This window comes from Bacillus marasmi (assembly GCF_902168435.1).
Classification (GTDB): domain Bacteria; phylum Bacillota; class Bacilli; order Bacillales; family Cytobacillaceae; genus Bacillus_BU; species Bacillus_BU marasmi.
In genome coordinates this window covers 1-18,685 of record NZ_LR656170.1, presented here as the reverse complement: position 1 = coordinate 18,685, position 18,685 = coordinate 1, and the positions used below count along the sequence as shown (strand labels likewise).

General features: G+C 40.4%; 18 protein-coding genes, 1 pseudogene and 1 riboswitch. Of the genes and pseudogenes, 16 read left to right on the top strand and 3 right to left on the bottom strand.

Annotated features, from left to right (window positions below):
• Position 1: 1 nt before the first annotated feature.
• A riboswitch (SAM riboswitch) is annotated at positions 2 to 117 on the top strand.
• Between the two features lie 150 nt (positions 118 to 267).
• The 12 genes from FXW34_RS10675 to yunB all read left to right on the top strand — a co-directional run bounded on the left by FXW34_RS10675 (position 268) and on the right by yunB (position 13,038).
• Entirely contained in the window at positions 268 to 1,293 is a 1,026-nt protein-coding gene (locus tag FXW34_RS10675; RefSeq protein ID WP_147533982.1) for a methionine ABC transporter ATP-binding protein, read from the top strand.
• Complete coding sequence (locus tag FXW34_RS10670; RefSeq protein WP_147533981.1) at positions 1,286 to 1,957, top strand: methionine ABC transporter permease; 672 nt, start codon at positions 1,286 to 1,288, stop codon at positions 1,955 to 1,957. Before FXW34_RS10675 ends, FXW34_RS10670 begins: the two co-directional genes overlap by 8 nt.
• A gap of 15 nt (positions 1,958 to 1,972) precedes the next feature.
• Positions 1,973 to 2,809, top strand: a complete 837-nt coding sequence (locus FXW34_RS10665; protein WP_147533980.1) for a MetQ/NlpA family ABC transporter substrate-binding protein — start codon at positions 1,973 to 1,975, stop codon at positions 2,807 to 2,809.
• Between the two features lie 537 nt (positions 2,810 to 3,346).
• On the top strand, positions 3,347 to 4,132 hold the full coding sequence (sufC, locus tag FXW34_RS10660; RefSeq protein WP_147533979.1) for a Fe-S cluster assembly ATPase SufC: 786 nt from the start codon (positions 3,347 to 3,349) through the stop codon (positions 4,130 to 4,132).
• A gap of 17 nt (positions 4,133 to 4,149) precedes the next feature.
• The gene (gene sufD / locus FXW34_RS10655; RefSeq protein ID WP_147533978.1) at positions 4,150 to 5,460 is read left to right on the top strand and encodes a Fe-S cluster assembly protein SufD; all 1,311 of its coding nucleotides are present in this window, start codon (positions 4,150 to 4,152) and stop codon (positions 5,458 to 5,460) included.
• The gene (locus tag FXW34_RS10650) at positions 5,460 to 6,689 is read left to right on the top strand and encodes a cysteine desulfurase (RefSeq protein WP_147533977.1); all 1,230 of its coding nucleotides are present in this window, start codon (positions 5,460 to 5,462) and stop codon (positions 6,687 to 6,689) included. Before sufD ends, FXW34_RS10650 begins: the two co-directional genes overlap by 1 nt.
• Entirely contained in the window at positions 6,679 to 7,122 is a 444-nt protein-coding gene (sufU, locus tag FXW34_RS10645; RefSeq protein WP_147533976.1) for a Fe-S cluster assembly sulfur transfer protein SufU, read from the top strand. The genes FXW34_RS10650 and sufU overlap by 11 nt, the downstream gene beginning before the upstream one ends.
• A 228-nt stretch (positions 7,123 to 7,350) precedes the next feature.
• Positions 7,351 to 8,748, top strand: a complete 1,398-nt coding sequence (gene sufB, locus FXW34_RS10640) for a Fe-S cluster assembly protein SufB (protein ID WP_147533975.1) — start codon at positions 7,351 to 7,353, stop codon at positions 8,746 to 8,748.
• Between the two features lie 385 nt (positions 8,749 to 9,133).
• Positions 9,134 to 9,973 (top strand): DUF72 domain-containing protein, encoded by an 840-nt coding sequence (locus FXW34_RS10635; protein WP_147533974.1) that lies wholly within the window; start codon positions 9,134 to 9,136, stop codon positions 9,971 to 9,973.
• A gap of 474 nt (positions 9,974 to 10,447) precedes the next feature.
• Positions 10,448 to 11,809: a bifunctional metallophosphatase/5'-nucleotidase gene (locus tag FXW34_RS10630; protein ID WP_147533973.1), complete on the top strand. Its 1,362-nt coding sequence runs from the start codon at positions 10,448 to 10,450 to the stop codon at positions 11,807 to 11,809.
• Positions 11,810 to 11,884: 75 nt separating this feature from the next.
• Entirely contained in the window at positions 11,885 to 12,187 is a 303-nt protein-coding gene (locus FXW34_RS10625) for a YunC family protein (protein ID WP_147533972.1), read from the top strand.
• A 104-nt stretch (positions 12,188 to 12,291) separates the two neighbouring features.
• Positions 12,292 to 13,038: a sporulation protein YunB gene (gene yunB, locus FXW34_RS10620; RefSeq protein WP_147533971.1), complete on the top strand. Its 747-nt coding sequence runs from the start codon at positions 12,292 to 12,294 to the stop codon at positions 13,036 to 13,038.
• A 37-nt stretch (positions 13,039 to 13,075) separates the two neighbouring features.
• Here yunB and FXW34_RS10615 read toward each other — a convergent pair whose 3' ends face one another.
• The gene (locus FXW34_RS10615) at positions 13,076 to 14,029 is read right to left on the bottom strand and encodes a M23 family metallopeptidase (protein ID WP_425457427.1); all 954 of its coding nucleotides are present in this window, start codon (positions 14,027 to 14,029) and stop codon (positions 13,076 to 13,078) included.
• 246 nt (positions 14,030 to 14,275) lie between these two features.
• On the opposite strand from FXW34_RS10615, the pseudogene lipA reads away from it, so the two are divergent.
• Positions 14,276 to 15,211 (top strand): annotated as a pseudogene (gene lipA / locus FXW34_RS10610) (lipoyl synthase); the annotation flags it as partial.
• A 300-nt stretch (positions 15,212 to 15,511) separates the two neighbouring features.
• Here the strand turns inward: lipA and FXW34_RS10605 are convergent.
• Positions 15,512 to 16,123, bottom strand: a complete 612-nt coding sequence (locus FXW34_RS10605; protein WP_147533969.1) for a YhcN/YlaJ family sporulation lipoprotein — start codon at positions 16,121 to 16,123, stop codon at positions 15,512 to 15,514.
• A gap of 137 nt (positions 16,124 to 16,260) precedes the next feature.
• Here FXW34_RS10605 and FXW34_RS10600 point away from each other — a divergent pair, with 137 nt between their 5' ends.
• The gene (locus tag FXW34_RS10600) at positions 16,261 to 16,536 is read left to right on the top strand and encodes a YutD family protein (RefSeq protein WP_147533968.1); all 276 of its coding nucleotides are present in this window, start codon (positions 16,261 to 16,263) and stop codon (positions 16,534 to 16,536) included.
• Positions 16,537 to 16,622: 86 nt separating this feature from the next.
• Here the strand turns inward: FXW34_RS10600 and FXW34_RS10595 are convergent, their stop codons facing one another.
• On the bottom strand, positions 16,623 to 16,889 hold the full coding sequence (locus FXW34_RS10595; protein WP_147533967.1) for a DUF3055 domain-containing protein: 267 nt from the start codon (positions 16,887 to 16,889) through the stop codon (positions 16,623 to 16,625).
• 118 nt (positions 16,890 to 17,007) lie between these two features.
• Between FXW34_RS10595 and FXW34_RS10590 the strand changes: the two genes are divergently transcribed.
• A complete protein-coding gene (locus FXW34_RS10590) occupies positions 17,008 to 17,445 on the top strand; it encodes a DUF86 domain-containing protein (RefSeq protein ID WP_147533966.1) in 438 nt (145 codons plus the stop codon).
• Between the two features lie 119 nt (positions 17,446 to 17,564).
• Positions 17,565 to 18,332: a TIGR01457 family HAD-type hydrolase gene (locus FXW34_RS10585; RefSeq protein ID WP_147533965.1), complete on the top strand. Its 768-nt coding sequence runs from the start codon at positions 17,565 to 17,567 to the stop codon at positions 18,330 to 18,332.
• Positions 18,333 to 18,685 lie beyond the last annotated feature (353 nt).

Sequence of the window (18,685 nt, the reverse complement as noted above, 5' to 3'; positions counted from 1 at the left end):
GCTCTTATCAAGAGAGGTGGAGGGACGTGCCCTATGAAACCCGGCAACCGTCATTTGCAACAGCTGCAAATGAAAAGGTGCCAATTCACACAAAGCATTTGCTTTGGAAGATGAGAGGAAGGATGATAGACTACCACTATACCTTTCTGCTCATTTTGCAGAAAGGTATTTTTATTTCAATATAATAGTTGATTGGCTAAATTTTATATGCACAGCATTTCTTAAAACTAAAAAGCAAATGCTATGAACAATAAAAGAGGTGATCCAATGATTTCGATAAAAGGTATAAAGAAGATCTATCCTTCAAAAAACGGCCCTGTCACTGCTGTTGACGATGTGAATTTGGAAGTAAAAGAAGGAGAAATCTTTGGTGTCATTGGCTATAGCGGAGCTGGAAAAAGTACTTTAATTAGAATGCTGAACGGACTTGAAATTCCTTCAGATGGAAGTATAAATGTGGCCGGAAATGAAGTCTCGAAAATTAAGGGTGGTGAGCTTCGCAAGGCTCGCCAGGAAATCAGTATGATTTTCCAGCACTTTAACTTGCTTTGGTCAAGAACAGTACGAGAAAACATCGCCTTTCCACTTGAGATTGCCGGGGTACCAAAATCGGTACGGTTAAAGCGAGTGGATGAGTTAACGAAGCTAGTTGGTCTTGAGGGAAGAGAGGACAGCTATCCATCCCAGTTAAGCGGTGGGCAAAAGCAGCGGGTTGGAATTGCGAGGGCTCTTGCTAATAACCCGAAGGTTCTCCTTTGCGACGAAGCAACCTCGGCTTTGGATCCGCAAACAACCGATTCAATCCTTGACCTATTAGTAGATATCAATAAACGACTCGGCTTAACGATTGTTCTAATCACCCATGAAATGCATGTGATTAGGAAAATATGCCATCGGGTGGCAGTGATGGAAAATGGGAAAATTGTTGAGCTTGGCAATGTTCTAAATGTATTTAAAAAGCCGGAGCAGCCAATTACGAAACGATTTGTTCAACAGGTGACTGAACCGGAGGAAACGAAGGAAACAATTGATTCTATATTGGCTCGTTACCCACATGGACAAGTTGTGCAATTATCCTTTGTTGGTGAGGCTGCAGAGCAACCAGTTATTGCCGATCTCATTCGGAAATTTGAGGTAACTGTTTCGATTTTGCAAGGGAAAATTTCGCAAACACAAACAGGAGCCTATGGAACATTATTTCTTCACCTCGACGGAGACAAACAAGAAATTGATAAGGCTACTGATTTCCTACACTCCCAGCAAATTGGTGTGGAGGTGATCAGAAATGGCTGAACAGGGATTATTTGAAACCGTAAAGTGGGATCAATTATGGATTGCTACCCAGGAAACCATATATATGACCGCTATTTCTGTACTTGCAACATTCATTCTAGGACTATTATTAGGTCTGCTATTATTCTTAACTGACAAAGGTAATATATGGCAAAACAGGGCGATCAATATTGTTATTGCTGGGTTTGTAAACGTATTTCGATCTATTCCCTTCATTATATTAATTGTTTTACTGATTCCATTCACGAAAGTATTAGTTGGAACGATGCTGGGTGCTAATGCTGCGCTTCCAGCCTTGATTATCGGAGCTGCACCATTTTATGCTCGCATGGTCGAGATTGCTTTACGTGAAATCGATAAAGGTGTCATTGAAGCCGCACAATCAATGGGAGCGACTCACAGCCAAATTATTTTTAAAGTGTTAATTCCTGAAAGCTTTCCAGCGCTAATTTCCGGAATAACCGTAACTGCCATTTCATTAGTCAGCTTTACGGCGATGGCTGGAGTAATTGGAGCAGGTGGGCTTGGGCACTTCGCATATCTAGAAGGATTCCAGCGCAACCGAACCGAGGTTACCTTTGTTGCAACAGTTGCGATATTGATTTTAGTTTTTATCATCCAATTTATTGGAGATTATTTTACAAAGAAAACAGACAAACGCTAACAGGAGGAGAACAAAATGAAAAAATTATTAAGCTTTATTACCATTGCAATTTTAGCTTTAGTACTTGCGGCTTGCGGCGGTGCTGACGAGAAGTCAACTGAAAAGGAGACGAAGAATGACGATAAAACACTTGTTGTCGGTGCATCTGCAGTTCCCCATGCTGAAGTTCTTGATGCTGCAAAGCCATTGTTAAAAGAAAAAGGAATTGAACTTAAAGTGGAAGTGTTCCAAGACTATATTCTTCCAAACGTTGCACTACATGATAAAGAATTGGATGCGAACTACTTCCAAACACCTGGTTACCTAGAACTTCAATTAGAAGACAATCCTGATTTTGATTTTGTCAGCATTGGTGAAATCCACCAAGAGCCAATTGGAATCTATTCTAAAGAATATAAGAGCTTAAAGGAGCTACCAACTGGCGCGAAAATCATTATGAGCAATTCTTTAAGTGATCACGGTCGTATCTTACCGATTTTTGAAAAAGCAGGTTTAATTAAGCTTAAAGAAGGCGTGGGTGCTAATGCTCGCGTTGAGGATATCGTTGAAAATCCGAAGAAACTTGATTTCTCAACATTAATCGAAGCAAAACTATTAGCTTCATCATTTGAAGCTGGTGAAGGTGATGCGGTTGTCATCAACTTAAACTATGCACTTGAAGGCGATATCGATATCAAAAACACTTTAATCGGCCAAGAAGGTAAAGATGTGGTTCCAGCGAACCTTGTTGTTGTGAACTCTGCTGATAAAAATAATGAAGAGTTAAAAACACTTGTCGAAGTACTAAAGTCTGAAGAAATCCAAAAATTCATCCAAGATAAATACGAGGGCGCAGTATTATCTGTAAAATAATCTATTAACTAAGAAGTAATCCCCAATTACTTTTTTGTATAAAACATGCAGGCATCTTGGAGATGCCTGTATTGTTTTGTGTGAAAAGAATAGTATAATATTAAGGAGTCATTTAAGACATTTTTCGATATTTTTTTCTAACTTGATTTAAAACAAGGAACAATACCTAGAATTTTTTATAATAATAGAAGAACCCGCAGCTTGACTTGCATCAAAAGGGTCAGCTTTTTTTCTGTTTACCAATGCGCATGAAGTACTTGGAGCGGAAATCAACAAAAATATATTAAAAGCATTTAAGTAAAATCTAAAAGAATTCCTATTAATAAAGACTTCATACATGAAAAGAGGTAATAAGGAAAAAATATTCATTATTATCGAAATGTAGATTGCATTGTTCTTTATAAAGGAAGGAATTATCAATCTTTAAATGTTGCTTACAAATTTAATTTGTTATAAGATTGTAATGAGAATAAATTGAGAATGAATAATATCCAGCTATTATAGCTGAAGGATATACAGTGATGGAGGTATTTATAAATGGCAGGATCAACTTTAACAATTAAAGATCTTCATGTTTCAATCGATGGGAAAGAAATTTTAAAAGGTGTAAATCTAGAGATTAAAGGCGGAGAATTCCACGCTATCATGGGTCCGAACGGTACTGGGAAGTCAACTTTATCTTCAGCTATTATGGGTCACCCTAAATATGAAGTAACTCAAGGTACTATTGAATTAGACGGTCAAAACGTTCTAGAAATGGAAGTTGACGAACGTGCACGTGCTGGTCTTTTTCTCGCTATGCAGTACCCAAGTGAGATTAACGGAGTAACAAATGCAGACTTTTTACGTTCAGCAGTTAACGCTCGTCGTGAAGAAGGTAACGAAATTACACTAATGAAATTTATCCGCGAAATGGATAAACAGATGGAATTCCTTGAAATGGATCCAAACATGGCACAGCGTTACTTAAATGAAGGTTTCTCAGGCGGTGAGAAAAAGCGTAATGAGATTCTTCAATTAATGATGATTCAACCGAAAATTGCAATCCTTGATGAAATCGATTCAGGATTAGATATTGACGCTCTAAAGGTTGTATCAAAGGGTATTAACAAAATGCGCGGTGAAAACTTCGGCTGTTTAGTGATTACTCACTATCAACGCCTGTTAAACTATATTACTCCTGACTTCGTTCACGTGATGATGCAAGGCCGTGTCGTGAAATCCGGTGGGGCTGAATTAGCACAACGCTTAGAAGCAGAAGGATACGACTGGATCAAGCAAGAGCTAGGAATTGAAGACGAAACAGTTGAGCAAGAAGCGTAAGCGTTGGGGGGATAAACATGACAACTGAAATAAAATTACCTTTTGACCAGGACTACATTCGTTCTTTTTCAACAGAAATGAACGAACCAGCTTGGTTAACCGAGTTTCGTTTACAAGCATTGACTGAGGCGCAAGCTTTACCAATGCCAAAACCTGATAAAACTAAAATTGACAAGTGGAACTTTACTGATTTTTCAAAGCATATCGTTAAAAGCGATGACTTTGCTTCATTAAACGATTTACCTGAAGATGTAAAGGCACTAATCGAACTTGATTCAAGCACAAACAATTTATATATTCAACGCAATAACCGTCCAGCATACCTTTCTCTATCTAAGGAATTGCAGGATGCGGGCGTTATTTTTACAGATATCTTTACTGCAGCACGTGAGCACGGTGATTTGCTTCAGCGTTACCTAATGAAAAACGGAGTGAAAGTGGATGAACACCGTTTAACTGCTGTTCATGCGGCATACTTAAATGGCGGAATTTTCCTTTATGTTCCGAAAAATGTTGAAGTATCTCAGCCAATCCAAGCGGTATTCCTACACGATGATGTTGAAACAAATCTATTCAACCATGTACTTGTAGTGGCGGAAGAGAACAGTGCTGTAACATACGTTGAGAACTACATCTCTACAGTTGACCAAGCAGCAGGCATCTTCAATCTTGTGACTGAAGTAATTGCTGGTGGCAATGCGAAAGTTCAATACGGTGCAGTTGACACGCTTGCAGCAGGTGTTACAACATACGTAAACCGTCGTGGCGTAGCCGGAAAAGATGCACAAATTGACTGGGCATTAGGTTTAATGAACGATGGAAATACAATTTCTGAAAATACAACTAACCTAATTGGTGACGGTTCAAATAGCGAATCAAAAACGGTTGTCGTTGGACGTGGTGAACAAACACAAAACTTCACAACAAGTATTGTACACTTTGGTAAACACACAACTGGTCATATTCTAAAGCACGGTGTTATGAAGGATGGCGCTTCTTCCATCTTTAATGGTATTGGTAAAATTGAACATGGAGCGTCTAAATCAAATGCTGAGCAAGAATCTCGCGTGTTGATGTTAAGCGATAAGGCCCGTGGTGATGCTAACCCAATTCTATTAATCGATGAAGACGATGTAATGGCTGGGCACGCTGCATCTGTTGGCCGTGTTGATCCAGTTCAATTGTATTACATTATGAGCCGCGGAATTCCGAAAAAAGAGGCAGAACGCCTAATCATTCACGGTTTCTTAGCACCTGTGGTGAACGAACTACCAATTGAAGGAGTTAAGAAACAGCTCGTTGAAGTGATTGAAAGGAAAGTAAAATAATGAACATTCAAGAGATCCGAAAATTGTTTCCGATTTTACATCAGGATGTAAATGGCAGCCCGCTCGTCTACCTTGACAGCGCGGCTACCTCTCAAAAGCCTGTTAGTGTAATTGAGGAAGTCAACCGATATTATCGTGAATATAATTCCAATGTTCATCGAGGCGTTCACACATTAGGAACAAGAGCTACTGATGGATATGAAGGAGCTCGTGAGAAGGTTCGTAAGTTTATCAATGCAAAATCTATGCAGGAAATCATCTTTACTCGTGGAACAACGACATCATTAAACACTGTAGCGCGAAGCTATGGTGGTGCCAACCTTAAAGAAGGCGATGAGATTGTAATCACAATGATGGAGCACCACAGCAATATCATCCCTTGGCAGCAGGTCGCTAAGCAAACTGGTGCAACATTAAAATATTTCCCGCTTCAGGAAGACGGAACGCTTTCATTGGAGGATGTTCGTGCTACGATTACTCCAAATACGAAAATCGTTTCAGTTATGCAGGTTTCTAACGTGCTTGGTACGATCAATCCAATTAAGGAAATTGCTAAAATTGCCCATGAAAATGGCGCAATTATGGTAGTCGATGGTGCACAAAGCATTCCACATATGAAAGTTGATGTTCAAGATTTAGACTGTGACTTCCTAGCATTCTCCGGTCATAAAATGTGCGGTCCTACAGGCATCGGTGTTTTATACGGAAAGAAAGAATTGCTGGATAAAATGGAGCCAATCGAGTTCGGTGGGGAAATGATCGATTTTGTTGATCTCTATGATTCAACCTGGAAGGAGCTTCCTTGGAAATTTGAAGGCGGCACACCAATCATTGCTGGGGCAATTGGTTTAGGTGCAGCAATCGACTTTCTTCAGGAAATAGGCCTTGAACAAATACTTGAGCATGAACATAAACTAACAGCATATGCGATGGAAAGAATGTCGACCATAGACGGAATGACTATTTATGGTCCGAAGGATTTATCACAGCGTGCAGGTGTGGTTACCTTCAATTTAGATGATGTCCATCCGCATGATGTCGCAACAGTTCTCGATGCTGAAGGAATTGCGGTTCGGGCAGGACATCATTGTGCTCAACCTTTAATGAAATGGTTAAAGGCATCTGCGACTGCTCGTGCCAGCTTCTACTTATATAATACGGAAGAGGAAATTGATAAGCTTGTAACAGGGCTTATGAAAACAAAGGAGTATTTTAGCGATGTCTTTTAATAATTTAGATACCCTTTATCGTCAAGTTATCATGGATCACTACAAAAACCCTCGTAATAAAGGGGTTTTAGAGGATGGAAGTTTAACGGTAAACATGAATAACCCAACCTGTGGTGACCGCATTCGCTTAACGATGAAGGTAGAAAATGGTATCGTTGTCGATGCGAAATTTGAGGGAGAAGGCTGTTCGATTTCAATGTCATCAGCTTCAATGATGACCCAAGCGATTAAGGGGAAAAGTATTAATGACGCAATTGAGATTTCTCATGCGTTCTCGAACATTATGCAGGGTAAAGAATATGATGAGAGCCTAGACTTAGGTGATATCGAAGCATTACAAGGTGTATGCAAATTCCCAGCTCGAATTAAATGTGCTACTCTCGCATGGAAGGCAATGGAAAAAGGCCTCGAAGACGATAAAAAAGAAGAATAACTGTCTTTATAAATAATAGATGAATTATCTGTAACCAAGTTGATGGAGCGGAAGGCACGAAGACTCCTGCGGGAGTAAAGGGCATAGGTAGACCCCGTAGGCGCAAAGTGCCGAGGAGGCTCCCTGCACCGCCCGCGACCGCTCGTGCCTGGAGCGGAAATCAACGTTTTACGAGCAAAAAGCATGATTCCCTCAAGGGTGACTGCAATAGAAATGGAGGAATTCGACATGGCAAAACAAATGCCTGAAATCGGCGATTACAAATATGGCTTCGCTGATAAAGACGTTTCCATTTTCCGATCAAAACGCGGTTTAACCCGTGAAATTGTTGAGGAAATTTCAAAAATGAAAGGCGAACCTCAGTGGATGCTTGACTTCCGTTTAAAGTCATTAGAGCATTTTTATAATATGCCAATGCCGCAATGGGGCGGTGACCTAGCTTCGTTAAATTTTGACGAAATTACTTATTATGTTAAGCCTTCTGAGCGTTCAGAAAAATCTTGGGATGAGGTTCCTGAGGAAATTAAACAAACCTTTGATAAGCTTGGTATTCCAGAAGCAGAGCAGAAATACTTAGCCGGTGTATCGGCACAGTACGAATCAGAGGTTGTTTACCACAATATGAAGGAAGACCTTGAAGCACTTGGAATCGTATTTAAGGATACAGATTCTGCACTTCGCGAAAATGAAGATATTTTCCGTGAGCACTGGGCAAAGGTCATCCCACCAACTGATAACAAATTCGCAGCATTAAACTCTGCAGTTTGGTCTGGTGGTTCATTCATTTACGTTCCACCTGGCGTTAAGGTTGACACACCGTTACAAGCTTACTTCCGAATTAACTCTGAAAACATGGGTCAATTCGAGCGTACATTAATCATCGTTGATGAAGATGCGCATGTTCACTACGTTGAGGGCTGTACAGCACCGGTTTATACAACGAACTCACTTCATAGTGCGGTTGTAGAAATCATCATTAAAAAAGGTGCATATTGCCGCTATACAACAATCCAAAACTGGGCAAACAATGTCTTTAACCTTGTTACGAAGCGTTCCGTTTGTGAAGAAAATGCAACAATGGAATGGATTGATGGTAACATCGGTTCTAAATTAACGATGAAATACCCAGCTGTTATTTTAAAAGGAGAAGGCGCTCGTGGTATGACACTTTCCATCGCAATTGCTGGTAAAGGTCAGCACCAAGACGCAGGTGCAAAAATGATTCACTTAGCACCAAACACTTCTTCAACTATCGTGTCAAAATCAATCTCGAAGCACGGCGGTAAAGTAACGTACCGTGGTATCGTTCACTTCGGCCGTAAAGCTGATGGCGCACGTGCAAATATCGAGTGTGACACATTGATTATGGACAATCAATCAACATCAGATACGATTCCATACAATGAAATCTTAAATGACAACATCTCACTTGAGCATGAAGCAAAGGTTTCAAAAGTATCTGAAGAACAATTATTCTATCTAATGAGCCGCGGTATCTCCGAGCAGGAAGCAACTGAAATGATCGTAATGGGCTTCATCGAGCCATTCACGAAAGAACTTCCAATGGAATACGCAGTTGAGATGAATAGATTGATCAAGTTCGAGATGGAAGGTTCTATCGGTTAAAATTTATTTGAAGTCCGCTTACCTAGATGGGTGAGCGGATTTTTTGTGTTGAGAATTCAATTTGGCAAATAAATCTCGAATTTGGCAAGTAAATCGTGAAAATGGCAAGTAAATCTCGAATTTGGCAAATAAATCGTGAAAATGGCAAGTAAATCTCGAATTTGGCAAATAAATCGTGAAAATGGCAAGTAAATCTCGAATTTGGCAAATAAATCGTGAAAATGGCAAATAAATCTCGAATTCGGCAAATAAATCAGAAAATCGCCAAATAAGTTATCATAAAAACTGACCCTTTAATAGCCGATTCCTCGACTTCCCTTAAAAAACTTAATATTGTTGTTCCATCAACTCCGTATGCTATCATGAACATTAGGAGGTGCATAAAATGATTTCAATCGGATTAACGGGCTGGGGCGATCATGACAGCTTATATACGCCGAATTTGCCGGCACGAGAGAAGCTGCGTGAATATGCTGGCTATTTTCCTACCGTTGAGGTCGATTCCTCCTTTTATGCAATCCAGCCAAAACAAAACGCGACTAAATGGTTCAATGATACCCCGGAAACATTTAAATTTATCGTTAAAGCCTATCAGGGGATGACTGGCCACATGCGAGGGCCGATTCCTTTTAAAAATAAAACAGAAATGTTTCAAGCTTTCATTCAATCACTAGAACCCTACGAACATAAACTAGCGATGGTTTTGTTCCAATTTCCACCGTGGTTTGATTGCAAGCGGGAAAATGTAACCTATTTACGCTGGTGCAAAGAGCAAATGGGCGAAACACCTTGTGCTCTAGAGTTTCGCCACCAGTCCTGGTTCACTCCAGAAATGACACAGAAGACGCTTGATTTTATGAAAAAAGAAGGATGGATTCACAGCATCTGTGATGAGCCTCAAGCAGGGCTTTCGTCGATTCCGACCATTTTAGATACACTGAACAATGAGAACGTCCTAGTCCGCTTCCATGGGCGCAATGTGCATGGCTGGAATAAGGTGAAGGGGCAGGATTGGCGCGAGGTCCGCTATCTTTATCGCTATAATAAGCAGGAACTTGAGCAATGGGCAGAGAATTTAAAGGAACTGAACAAGCAATGTGACAATGTCTATGCGGTATTTAATAATAATTCTGGTGGTGACGCAGCAGACAACGCCAAGGAAATGATTGACCTCCTGGGGATTGAATACGACGACCTAGCACCGCGTCAATTGGATTTATTTTAATAAAAAAGATCTCGGCAAACTTGATAAAATAATCTTTAAATTGAAATTTGAAAAGTGACTCTATGAACCAAAACGAAGTAAAAAAGCCAAAGAAGTGTCGCATAGAAAGTCTCTATGAGCCAAAACGAAGAAAAAAAGCCAAAGGAGTGTCTCATAGAAGGTCTCTATGAACCAAAACGAAGTAAAAAAAGCTAAAGAAGTGTCTCATAGAAGGTCTCTATGAGCCAAAACGAAGAAAAAAAGCCAAAGAAGTGTCGCATAGAAGGTCTCTATGAGCCAAAACGATGTAAAAAAGCCAAAGAAGTGTCGCATAGAACGTTTCTATGAGCCAAAACGAAGTAAAAAAGCCAAAGAAGTGTCGCATAGAAGGTCTCTATGTGCCAAAGCACAGCTTGGAAATCGGGGAAGTGTCTCATAACAAGCCCTTGGAAGTACATATAGAAACAAACGCTAACAACAAAGGAATGATTAGTTTTGGAAGTCATCCATATTTACCATACAAATGATTTACATAGCCATTTTGATCACTGGCCACGCATCCATTCGTTATTACAAGAACGGAAAAAATGGCATACAGAGGCGGGCGACAATGTTCTGCTCCTCGACATTGGTGATCATGTCGACCGTTTCCACCCATATTCAGACGGAACGTTGGGTAAAGGGAACGTCGATCTTTTAAACAAAGCTGAATATACAGCGATTACAATTGGAAATAACGAAGGAATTACGTTTCCATTTGAAGCATTAGACGATATGTACACAGAAGCGCAATTCCCAGTACTAGCGGCGAATCTGTATTACGAGGATGGCAGACGACCACAATGGGCTAAGCCGCATACGATTGTGACAACGAATAAAGGGACCCGCGTCGGCCTTATCGGCATTACCGTATTCTACGAGCACCTCTATCAATTGCTCGGCTGGAAGCTCACCGACCCAATCATAGAGTTAAGAAAACAGGTAGATGAGCTGAAGAATCAGACCGATATTCTCGTATTGCTATCACATATGGGGATTAATGATGATGAAGCGATTGCTAGGGATTTCCCGGAAATTGACGTGATATTAGGTGCTCACACTCATCACGTTTTCCATGAAGGTAAAGAGATAAATAACAGTCTCGTCTGTGCTGCCGGAAAATATGGACAATTTGTCGGCCATGTTATCCTTGAGTTAGAAAATCATACAATCCAAAAACAAAAGGCCCTCCTGTATGATACGAATGATTTACCAGCCGTAGATGCTGAAGAAAAGCTAGTCGCTGAATACTTCGATGAGGGTAAGCTGCTGCTTCAGGAAAATGTAGTCGAGCTCCAAACTGAAATTAAGGCCGATAACTTTAAGGAATCACCGCTACCAAGCTTATTATGTGACGCCCTTAGGGAGTGGTGTGAGGCGGATTGTGCCTTTTTAAATGCTGGATTGTTGCTCGATGGATTAAAACAGGGGCCGATTACCAGATTTGATTTGTTAGATATTTGCCCACATCCAATTAATCCGGCAACGGTACTCCTTCAAGGAAAAGAATTGAAGGAAGTCCTCCTCCATACAAGGGATGAACAATGGCCGCATTTGCAAGTGAGGGGCTTAGGTTTCCGTGGAGTAATCATGGGAACATTTATATACAGTAGAATCACATTCAAACGTGATCAGCAAAGTGTAGAAATTTTTATAAATGGTGAGGAAATTAATTCAACAAAGCAATATAAGGTTGCAATTCCTGATATGTTTACGTTCGGACGTTTCTTTCCGGAGATTTTCCGTTCGAAAACGAAAGAATACTTTTTACCAGAATTTTTACGTGATTTACTTGAATGGAAGCTTAAATCTTATTGATTTTTATAAAAATAAAAATGTATACACGCTCCTTCATCAACATACATAGGATATGGGAGGAAGGAGTGTGAAAAATTGATAGAGCTGTTACCGATTGAAATTGAGGGACATACCTTTGTTGGTGTTTCAGTAAAACTTCCCAAGACAACGTTGCTGGTAGTTTCCAGTGATAAAGGATATATTATGTGCGGGGCATTAGATGTGGGTTTGCTTAATGAAAAATTAGCAGACAGGAAGATTATTGCCGGACGTGCAGTTGGTGTGAAGACATTAGATCAATTGTTAAATGCTCCGCTCGAATCAGTTACACATGAGGCTGCTAGCTTAGGGATTACACCAGGAATGATTGGCCGCGATGCAATGTTAAAAATGGTTTAATCAAACACAAAAGCTTATCCTTAGGATTTTCATACAAAATCGTTATTTTTTGCGCTACATCCCTCCTTGCTTGCATAAATATAGCTTGTAAGGAGGGATTTATTTTGCGTAAATATCGCACTCGGCTCCTGCGCAGAGGTCCGCTGCCTTTGCGATATGTCTTTTTACTTACGATTGTCTTCTTTTCTTTTTCTACCGCAATGGGGTTATGGCTCGTTAATGAAGGTCTTAAGCCGACCTTAATAAGCTATGCAGAATCACAAACTAGAAAAATTGCGACCCTTGTGATTAGTAATGCCATCAACAAAAAAATTGCTAATGAAATGGATATAGAAAACATCATTGAACCAGTTCCAGACCAAGAGGGTATGACAAAGTTAAATGCCGAGATTGTGAATCGGGTCAAGGCAGAGACGACCCATCTCATCCAAAAAAACTTGAAGGTTGCTGAAAGTGGGGATTTGTCGGAACTTGAATTACTAACCGATGTGGAGTTTGAAAAAAAGAATAAAGGTGTAGATGGCATTGTCTACTACGTACCACTTGGTCAAGCCACAAACAATGCCTTGCTCGGAAATCTCGGTCCGAAAATTCCGATTCGCTTTACAGCGATTGGGGATGTGCGGTCTGATGTGAAAACCAGCATCAAGGATTTTGGAATTAACAATGCTTATGTTCAAGTGTATGTCCACCTAACCGTCAATGTTCAAATTATTATTCCATTTGCCACTAAGGTTACGACCATTTCAGAGGACATTCCAGTCGGCATGTTTATTATGAAAGGCAATGTTCCACAGTATTACAACAATGGGGGAAGCTCATCACCTGCACTTTCATTGCCAAAAAAATAATCAAAAAAACGGGACTCCAAACTCGGGTGGAGTCCTGTTACCTGTTTCTAGTTTTCTGGCGTTCCTGACGCTCCCATAACCGTAAATGTGGATGAGGGTCATACGACCATTCCGTAATACCGTTATCTTTATACATTCCATAATGAAGATGAGGAGGAAATTTACCTGACGTACCTGGTGGCCCGTAGCCAGAGCTACCAACTCCACCAATAACCATGCCCGGCTCGACGATTTGACCAACCTTCAAGTCCTTCGCAAACCCGCTTAAATGGGCAAAATAATGATAGTTGTTGTTAATGTCACGAATGCCAATGCGCCAGCCTCCAAATTTATTCCAACCCTTCATTTCGATAATACCGTACGAGGTTGCCCGAACCGGAACGCCATACCCGGCGAAAATATCTGTTCCTTCGTGAATTCTCCGTCCGCCCCAACCGCGTGCATCTCCCCAAGTGCTCCGATAGCTATAATTGGATCGAAGCGGTAGCGGAAAGGCATGGTCTTCTAAAGCAAGTCGGTTAAAATGCTGATACAGCTGCGCTTTACCCATAATGATGCTTACAGATTTGTCGCGATGATAATATTCCCACAAGCCAATTTTTAAGTTTTCTTGATCAATTCCATAGGATAATAAATAATTGGCAAATGCGAATAAAACATCTTCATCATCTAAAATGTTTGCCTTACCGTCACCGTTGCCGTCATAGCCGATTCCATCAAAGAAAATGATAGAGGTAGGGTTATCGTCATTCATATTTGGGTTTGTTAATCCTGCCCATATCTCCGGCTTGAAGTAGATTCCGGTGACACCTTCAGCTTTTGGTATATCCCTGCGTGCTAACCGAACATTTCGTTCATACTGATCGATTGCTGCAAGATAATACCATGGAATATTCGTGGCTGCTTCAACTTTTTTATATAATTCCATTCTCCGTGCATAAAGATCAGGAGTTGGCTGATTGGCTGCCTTTGTAATGTTTTCTGGAAAAATTAAACAGGTGATGAGCAATATGAATATAAGACTGAGCCGCACAAGAATCCTCCTTTCTTCAAAATCTGATTTGCCTGTCTAGTGCCTGTGTCTCAAAACAAGTCGCTTCCGCTTTTCTTGTTGACATATATATTGTGTGATTTTGATGAAAAAATCATTTATATCAATAAATGGTAATAGAGAGTGGCGATGCTTGTTCTCCTTTTTCCAATATGATAAAGTGACAAATGTAAGCATCATGAAAGGTGTGAAGGCATGCGCAACAGAGAAGAAATAAAACGTAAACCGGATTGGTTAAAAATAAAGCTTAATACAAATGAAAGCTATATCGGGTTGAAAAAAATGATGAGACAAAAAAGCCTGCATACTGTTTGTGAGGAGGCAAAATGTCCAAATATTCATGAGTGCTGGGCAGTGCGCCGAACAGCAACCTTCATGATCCTTGGAGATATTTGTACTAGGGCTTGTCGTTTCTGTGCAGTTAAAACAGGTGTTCCAACAGAATTAGATTGGCAAGAGCCAGAGCGCGTCGCTGATTCGGTTCAGCTTATGAACTTAAAGCATGTTGTAGTGACCGCAGTTGCTCGTGATGACCTAAATGATGGCGGTGCGGCCGTGTTCGCAGAAACGATTCGCGCGATTCGTCGCAAAAATCCATTTACGACAATTGAAGTATTACCATCTGATATGGGCGGAATGAGAGAAAATATAGAGATCATTATGGAGGCAAAACCGGATATTCTGAACCATAACATTGAAACGGTCAGACGCCTTACCCCAAGAGTCCGTTCTAAAGCGACCTATGAGCGTTCGCTCGAGCTTTTAAAGCGAGCAAAGGAGCTGCAACCGAATATTCCGACAAAATCGAGCATCATGATTGGGGTCGGTGAAACAACCGAGGAAATAATTGAAGCGATGGATGATTTACGTGCCCAAGATGTAGATATTTTAACAATTGGCCAATATTTACAGCCTTCTAAAAAGCATTTATATGTTGAAAAATATTATAGCCCTGAGGAGTTCGCAGAGTTAAGGGAAGTTGCCTTGGAGAAGGGCTTTAGCCATTGTGAGGCGGGTCCGCTAGTCCGGTCTTCCTATCATGCTGACGAACAAGTCGGTGCTGCCTCAAGAGAAAAACAGCGACTTGGGGATATCGCAAAAGACGAAAAAGAAGCAAATTAATGAAAAGAGTTCAGCTATGGTTTGCTGAACTCTTTTAGGACTGAAATTAATTTAGTGTCTAGCTTCAGGCGCCATCGGCTCGAGGTCATAAGTCAATCAGTCCAAAAGGTAAAGACCAACCTTTCGGCCTGCTCGCCTTATGCTTGTCGCCGAAAAGCGGGCGCCTTCCGCTTTTCTGCTGTCTAGCTTCAGGCGCCATCGGCTCGAGGTCATAAGTCAATCAGTCCAAAAGGTAAAGACCAACCTTTCGGCCTGCTCGCCTTATGCTTGTCGCCGATAAGCGGGCGCCTTCCGCTTTTCTTACTCGGTCGCTTCAATACTTTTTGAGTACCCTTGAGTTGAGGATTTTACTCTCTCAATTAAACCGCTCAATAAAGTGTTGATGTTTTTACTATCAGCATCGAGCGTAGCAAAATTTTCGACATCTTGCCTCAATTTCGTATTATCGGTCACATAGACCTCAAACCAGCGTGGTACGACGGAAGCGGCCGTTTTTTTAACTTGATCAGCGGTAAGGGTACGGTCCTTTGAATCCGTTTCATATACAACAATGACTTCATCATCTGTCACAAGCGTTGAAACATCATTCACATTTGGAACATCGGTTTCAAACTGACTGATGATTTTTGCCAATTGTTCTCTGTCGACAGCAGCATAATGATCGCCGGCTGAATTTGTCCCCATAACTGGATTTCGCTGATGTCTTACATAGCCGAAATCCTCGCTCTTTCTACGCAAGCTCTTTTTTCCATTTCCTTCGTTATATAATTCAGCACGTTGATTGTTAACGTTTATCGTATTTCCATCTTCCTTGTATATGTCCCGTGCCCCAAGCTCGTTAGCATTATTATTGGCGCAGGCAGTCAAGGCAAAAAGTGTAAAAAATCCAGCAAATGCAAGGTTCTTTATCATTCAATCCACCCCCTCATGATTAGAATGACCAAGAAACTGCTATTTTCACTTAGTAATTGATGGGGAATCAGTTATAATTTAAATAAGGCTGTTTTGTAAGGGATATCATTTCCTATGAAAGAGAGGTGGATCAATAAATGATTTGCATTAACAATGTTTGTTATGAAGTAATCGAGAACGAACGCGAAGGTTTTAACGAAGAAGCATTTCGAGGAAGGTATAGCGATATTTTAAATAAATATGATTATATTGTCGGTGACTGGGGCTATGGCCAGCTTAGGCTAAAAGGTTTTTTTGATGATCAAAACCAAAAAGCAACCTTCGATACAAAAATCAGCACGTTAACAGAGTATTTATACGAATACTGTAATTTTGGTTGTGCGTATTTTGTCATGAAGAAAGTTAAAAAATAACAAAAGGTCAGATATACTAAATCTGACCCCGTTATTTTTTGACTGTTAAGGAAATTACAAAAATGATTCAGCTTAACTTTTTGGTATTAAAGCGTCTCTTGTAAGAAGCCTCTAAGTTCAGCTGCTTCTTCTTCTGAGAGCTGGTAGGCATATTCTAGATAACCTTCTTCTTCGAGGTCATCTGGACCAATGATTGCAAAGCGACTGCCCTGCAGGTTAAGTACCAATTGCTTGCCATAGAATCGGCTTGATTGAATAATCGCTAGGTCAAATCTTTGCGTTTCCCCTACAAAGCTAACGAAGCGAGTTTTTGTATCTTCTTTTTCATCATATAAAAAATAACGTTGTGTCATATTGACCTCCTAGGAATTACGGCAGAATATTTTTTCATACATATGCTTATCTTATCAGATTTTACGAAAAATTAAATTATATTGCATTTCAGAATCAAACTTGGAAGGATGAGGTCTGATGTATTTTGTGGACAGAGAAAAAATTGAAATCATTTTAACGTATTTAGAAAAGCAAATTGAACTATTTGAACAAACAACGTCATGGACGACTCCAATTGAAAAAGCTGCGTTGGAAAGAATCCCTCATATTATGATTGAGGCGATCCTTGATGTCGGCAATGATATCATCGATGGCTTTATTATGCGCGATCCAGGAAGCTACGAAGATATCATTGATATTTTAACGGACGAAAAGGTTGTAACTGAAGAAGTGAGCTTAGCGCTAAAAAGAGTGATTCCTTATCGTAAAATTTTAGTTCAAAACTATACAGAAATTAATCACGAGCAAGTGCAAGCAGATTTTACAGAAAACCTAACGTTACTTAAAGAGTTTGCTCCATTAGTACGCAGCTATCTGCAAAATGAGCTTGGTCCAGTATCTGCCTTTAAAAATTAATGTAAACAGACTAATGCTTCCTTATACTGGAAGCATTAGTTTTTTACATAAAGAAATAGTTTGTTTCAAATCATGCTAATCCTTCGAAATTGGATATGCTACAACTAGGAGTGAGTACAATGAGTAAATACCGAGGCTATTTAATCGATTTAGATGGAACGATGTATCGCGGAACTGAGCGTATAATCGAGGCCGTTGATTTTGTTAAAAAACTTCATGATAAAGGGCTGCCCTATCTGTTTGTCACGAATAATTCATCGCGAACACCGGCGCAGGTAGCAGAGAAGCTAGCAGCCTTCGATATTCCAGTTACAAATGAACAGGTCTTTACTACCAGTCAAGCAACCGCCAACTACATTTATGAGCAGAAGCACGATGCATCCATCTACATAATCGGTGAAGAAGGAATTCGTGTTGCTTTAGAGGAGAAGGGATTTCAGCATGCCGAAGAGGACGCTGATTATGTGGTGATTGGGATAGACCGAGACATTAATTATGAAAAGCTAACCGTTGCTTGCTTAGCAGTTCGTAATGGTGCGAAATTCGTGTCGACGAACGGTGATATTGCACTGCCAACGGAAAGAGGGTTTATGCCTGGAAATGGCGCAATCACGTCAGTAATATCAGTTTCAACCGAAACCAAGCCGATTTTTATCGGTAAACCTGAATCGATCATTATGGAGCAGGCATTACAGGTGCTAGGAACAAGTAAGGAAGAAACGTTAATGGTTGGCGATAATTATAATACCGATATCATGGCCGGCATTAATGCTGGGCTAGATACTTTGTTAGTTCATACCGGTGTCACCACAAAGGAGCATTTAAGAGGCTATCGTGTGCAGCCAACTTATGTGATTGATTCGTTAGCGGAGTGGGTTGATATTTAGCGATTGGATAGCTCTATGTGCCCAAACGAAGCTTTGTAATCGAAAAACGGTCACGTAGGCAGTCTTTATGTGCCCAAACAAAGCCCTAAAATGGAAAAAGGTCACATAGACAGGCGCTACGTGCCCAAAAGAAGCCCCAAACCTGAAAAACGGTCACGTAGACAAGCTATACGTGCCCAAACGAGGCCTTCAACCTGAAAAACGGTCACATAGACAAGCGCTACGTGATTATGTCCATATAATTGTGTAAAAAGGAAAGGTCATCATCATGACCCGTGTTACAATGTTTTCGACCAAGAAAACTAATACGGAGGTTATGATGATGACCCAAATCAATATTACTATAAATTTAG

Excerpts from the sequence above, each read along its gene's own strand:
- FXW34_RS10600 (WP_147533968.1), top strand. The coding sequence starts at position 16,261 with ATGATTTGCATTAACAATGTTTGTTATGAAGTAATCGAGAACGAACGC.
- FXW34_RS10635 (WP_147533974.1), top strand. The coding sequence starts at position 9,134 with ATGATTTCAATCGGATTAACGGGCTGGGGCGATCATGACAGCTTATAT.
- FXW34_RS10665 (WP_147533980.1), top strand. The coding sequence starts at position 1,973 with ATGAAAAAATTATTAAGCTTTATTACCATTGCAATTTTAGCTTTAGTA.
- FXW34_RS10670 (WP_147533981.1), top strand. The coding sequence starts at position 1,286 with ATGGCTGAACAGGGATTATTTGAAACCGTAAAGTGGGATCAATTATGG.
- sufU (WP_147533976.1), top strand. The coding sequence starts at position 6,679 with ATGTCTTTTAATAATTTAGATACCCTTTATCGTCAAGTTATCATGGAT.
- FXW34_RS10650 (WP_147533977.1), top strand. The coding sequence starts at position 5,460 with ATGAACATTCAAGAGATCCGAAAATTGTTTCCGATTTTACATCAGGAT.
- sufB (WP_147533975.1), top strand. The coding sequence starts at position 7,351 with ATGGCAAAACAAATGCCTGAAATCGGCGATTACAAATATGGCTTCGCT.
- FXW34_RS10585 (WP_147533965.1), top strand. The coding sequence starts at position 17,565 with ATGAGTAAATACCGAGGCTATTTAATCGATTTAGATGGAACGATGTAT.
- sufC (WP_147533979.1), top strand. The coding sequence starts at position 3,347 with ATGGCAGGATCAACTTTAACAATTAAAGATCTTCATGTTTCAATCGAT.
- sufD (WP_147533978.1), top strand. The coding sequence starts at position 4,150 with ATGACAACTGAAATAAAATTACCTTTTGACCAGGACTACATTCGTTCT.
- FXW34_RS10675 (WP_147533982.1), top strand. The coding sequence starts at position 268 with ATGATTTCGATAAAAGGTATAAAGAAGATCTATCCTTCAAAAAACGGC.
- FXW34_RS10590 (WP_147533966.1), top strand. The coding sequence starts at position 17,008 with ATGTATTTTGTGGACAGAGAAAAAATTGAAATCATTTTAACGTATTTA.
- FXW34_RS10605 (WP_147533969.1), bottom strand. The coding sequence starts at position 16,123 with ATGATAAAGAACCTTGCATTTGCTGGATTTTTTACACTTTTTGCCTTG.
- FXW34_RS10595 (WP_147533967.1), bottom strand. The coding sequence starts at position 16,889 with ATGACACAACGTTATTTTTTATATGATGAAAAAGAAGATACAAAAACT.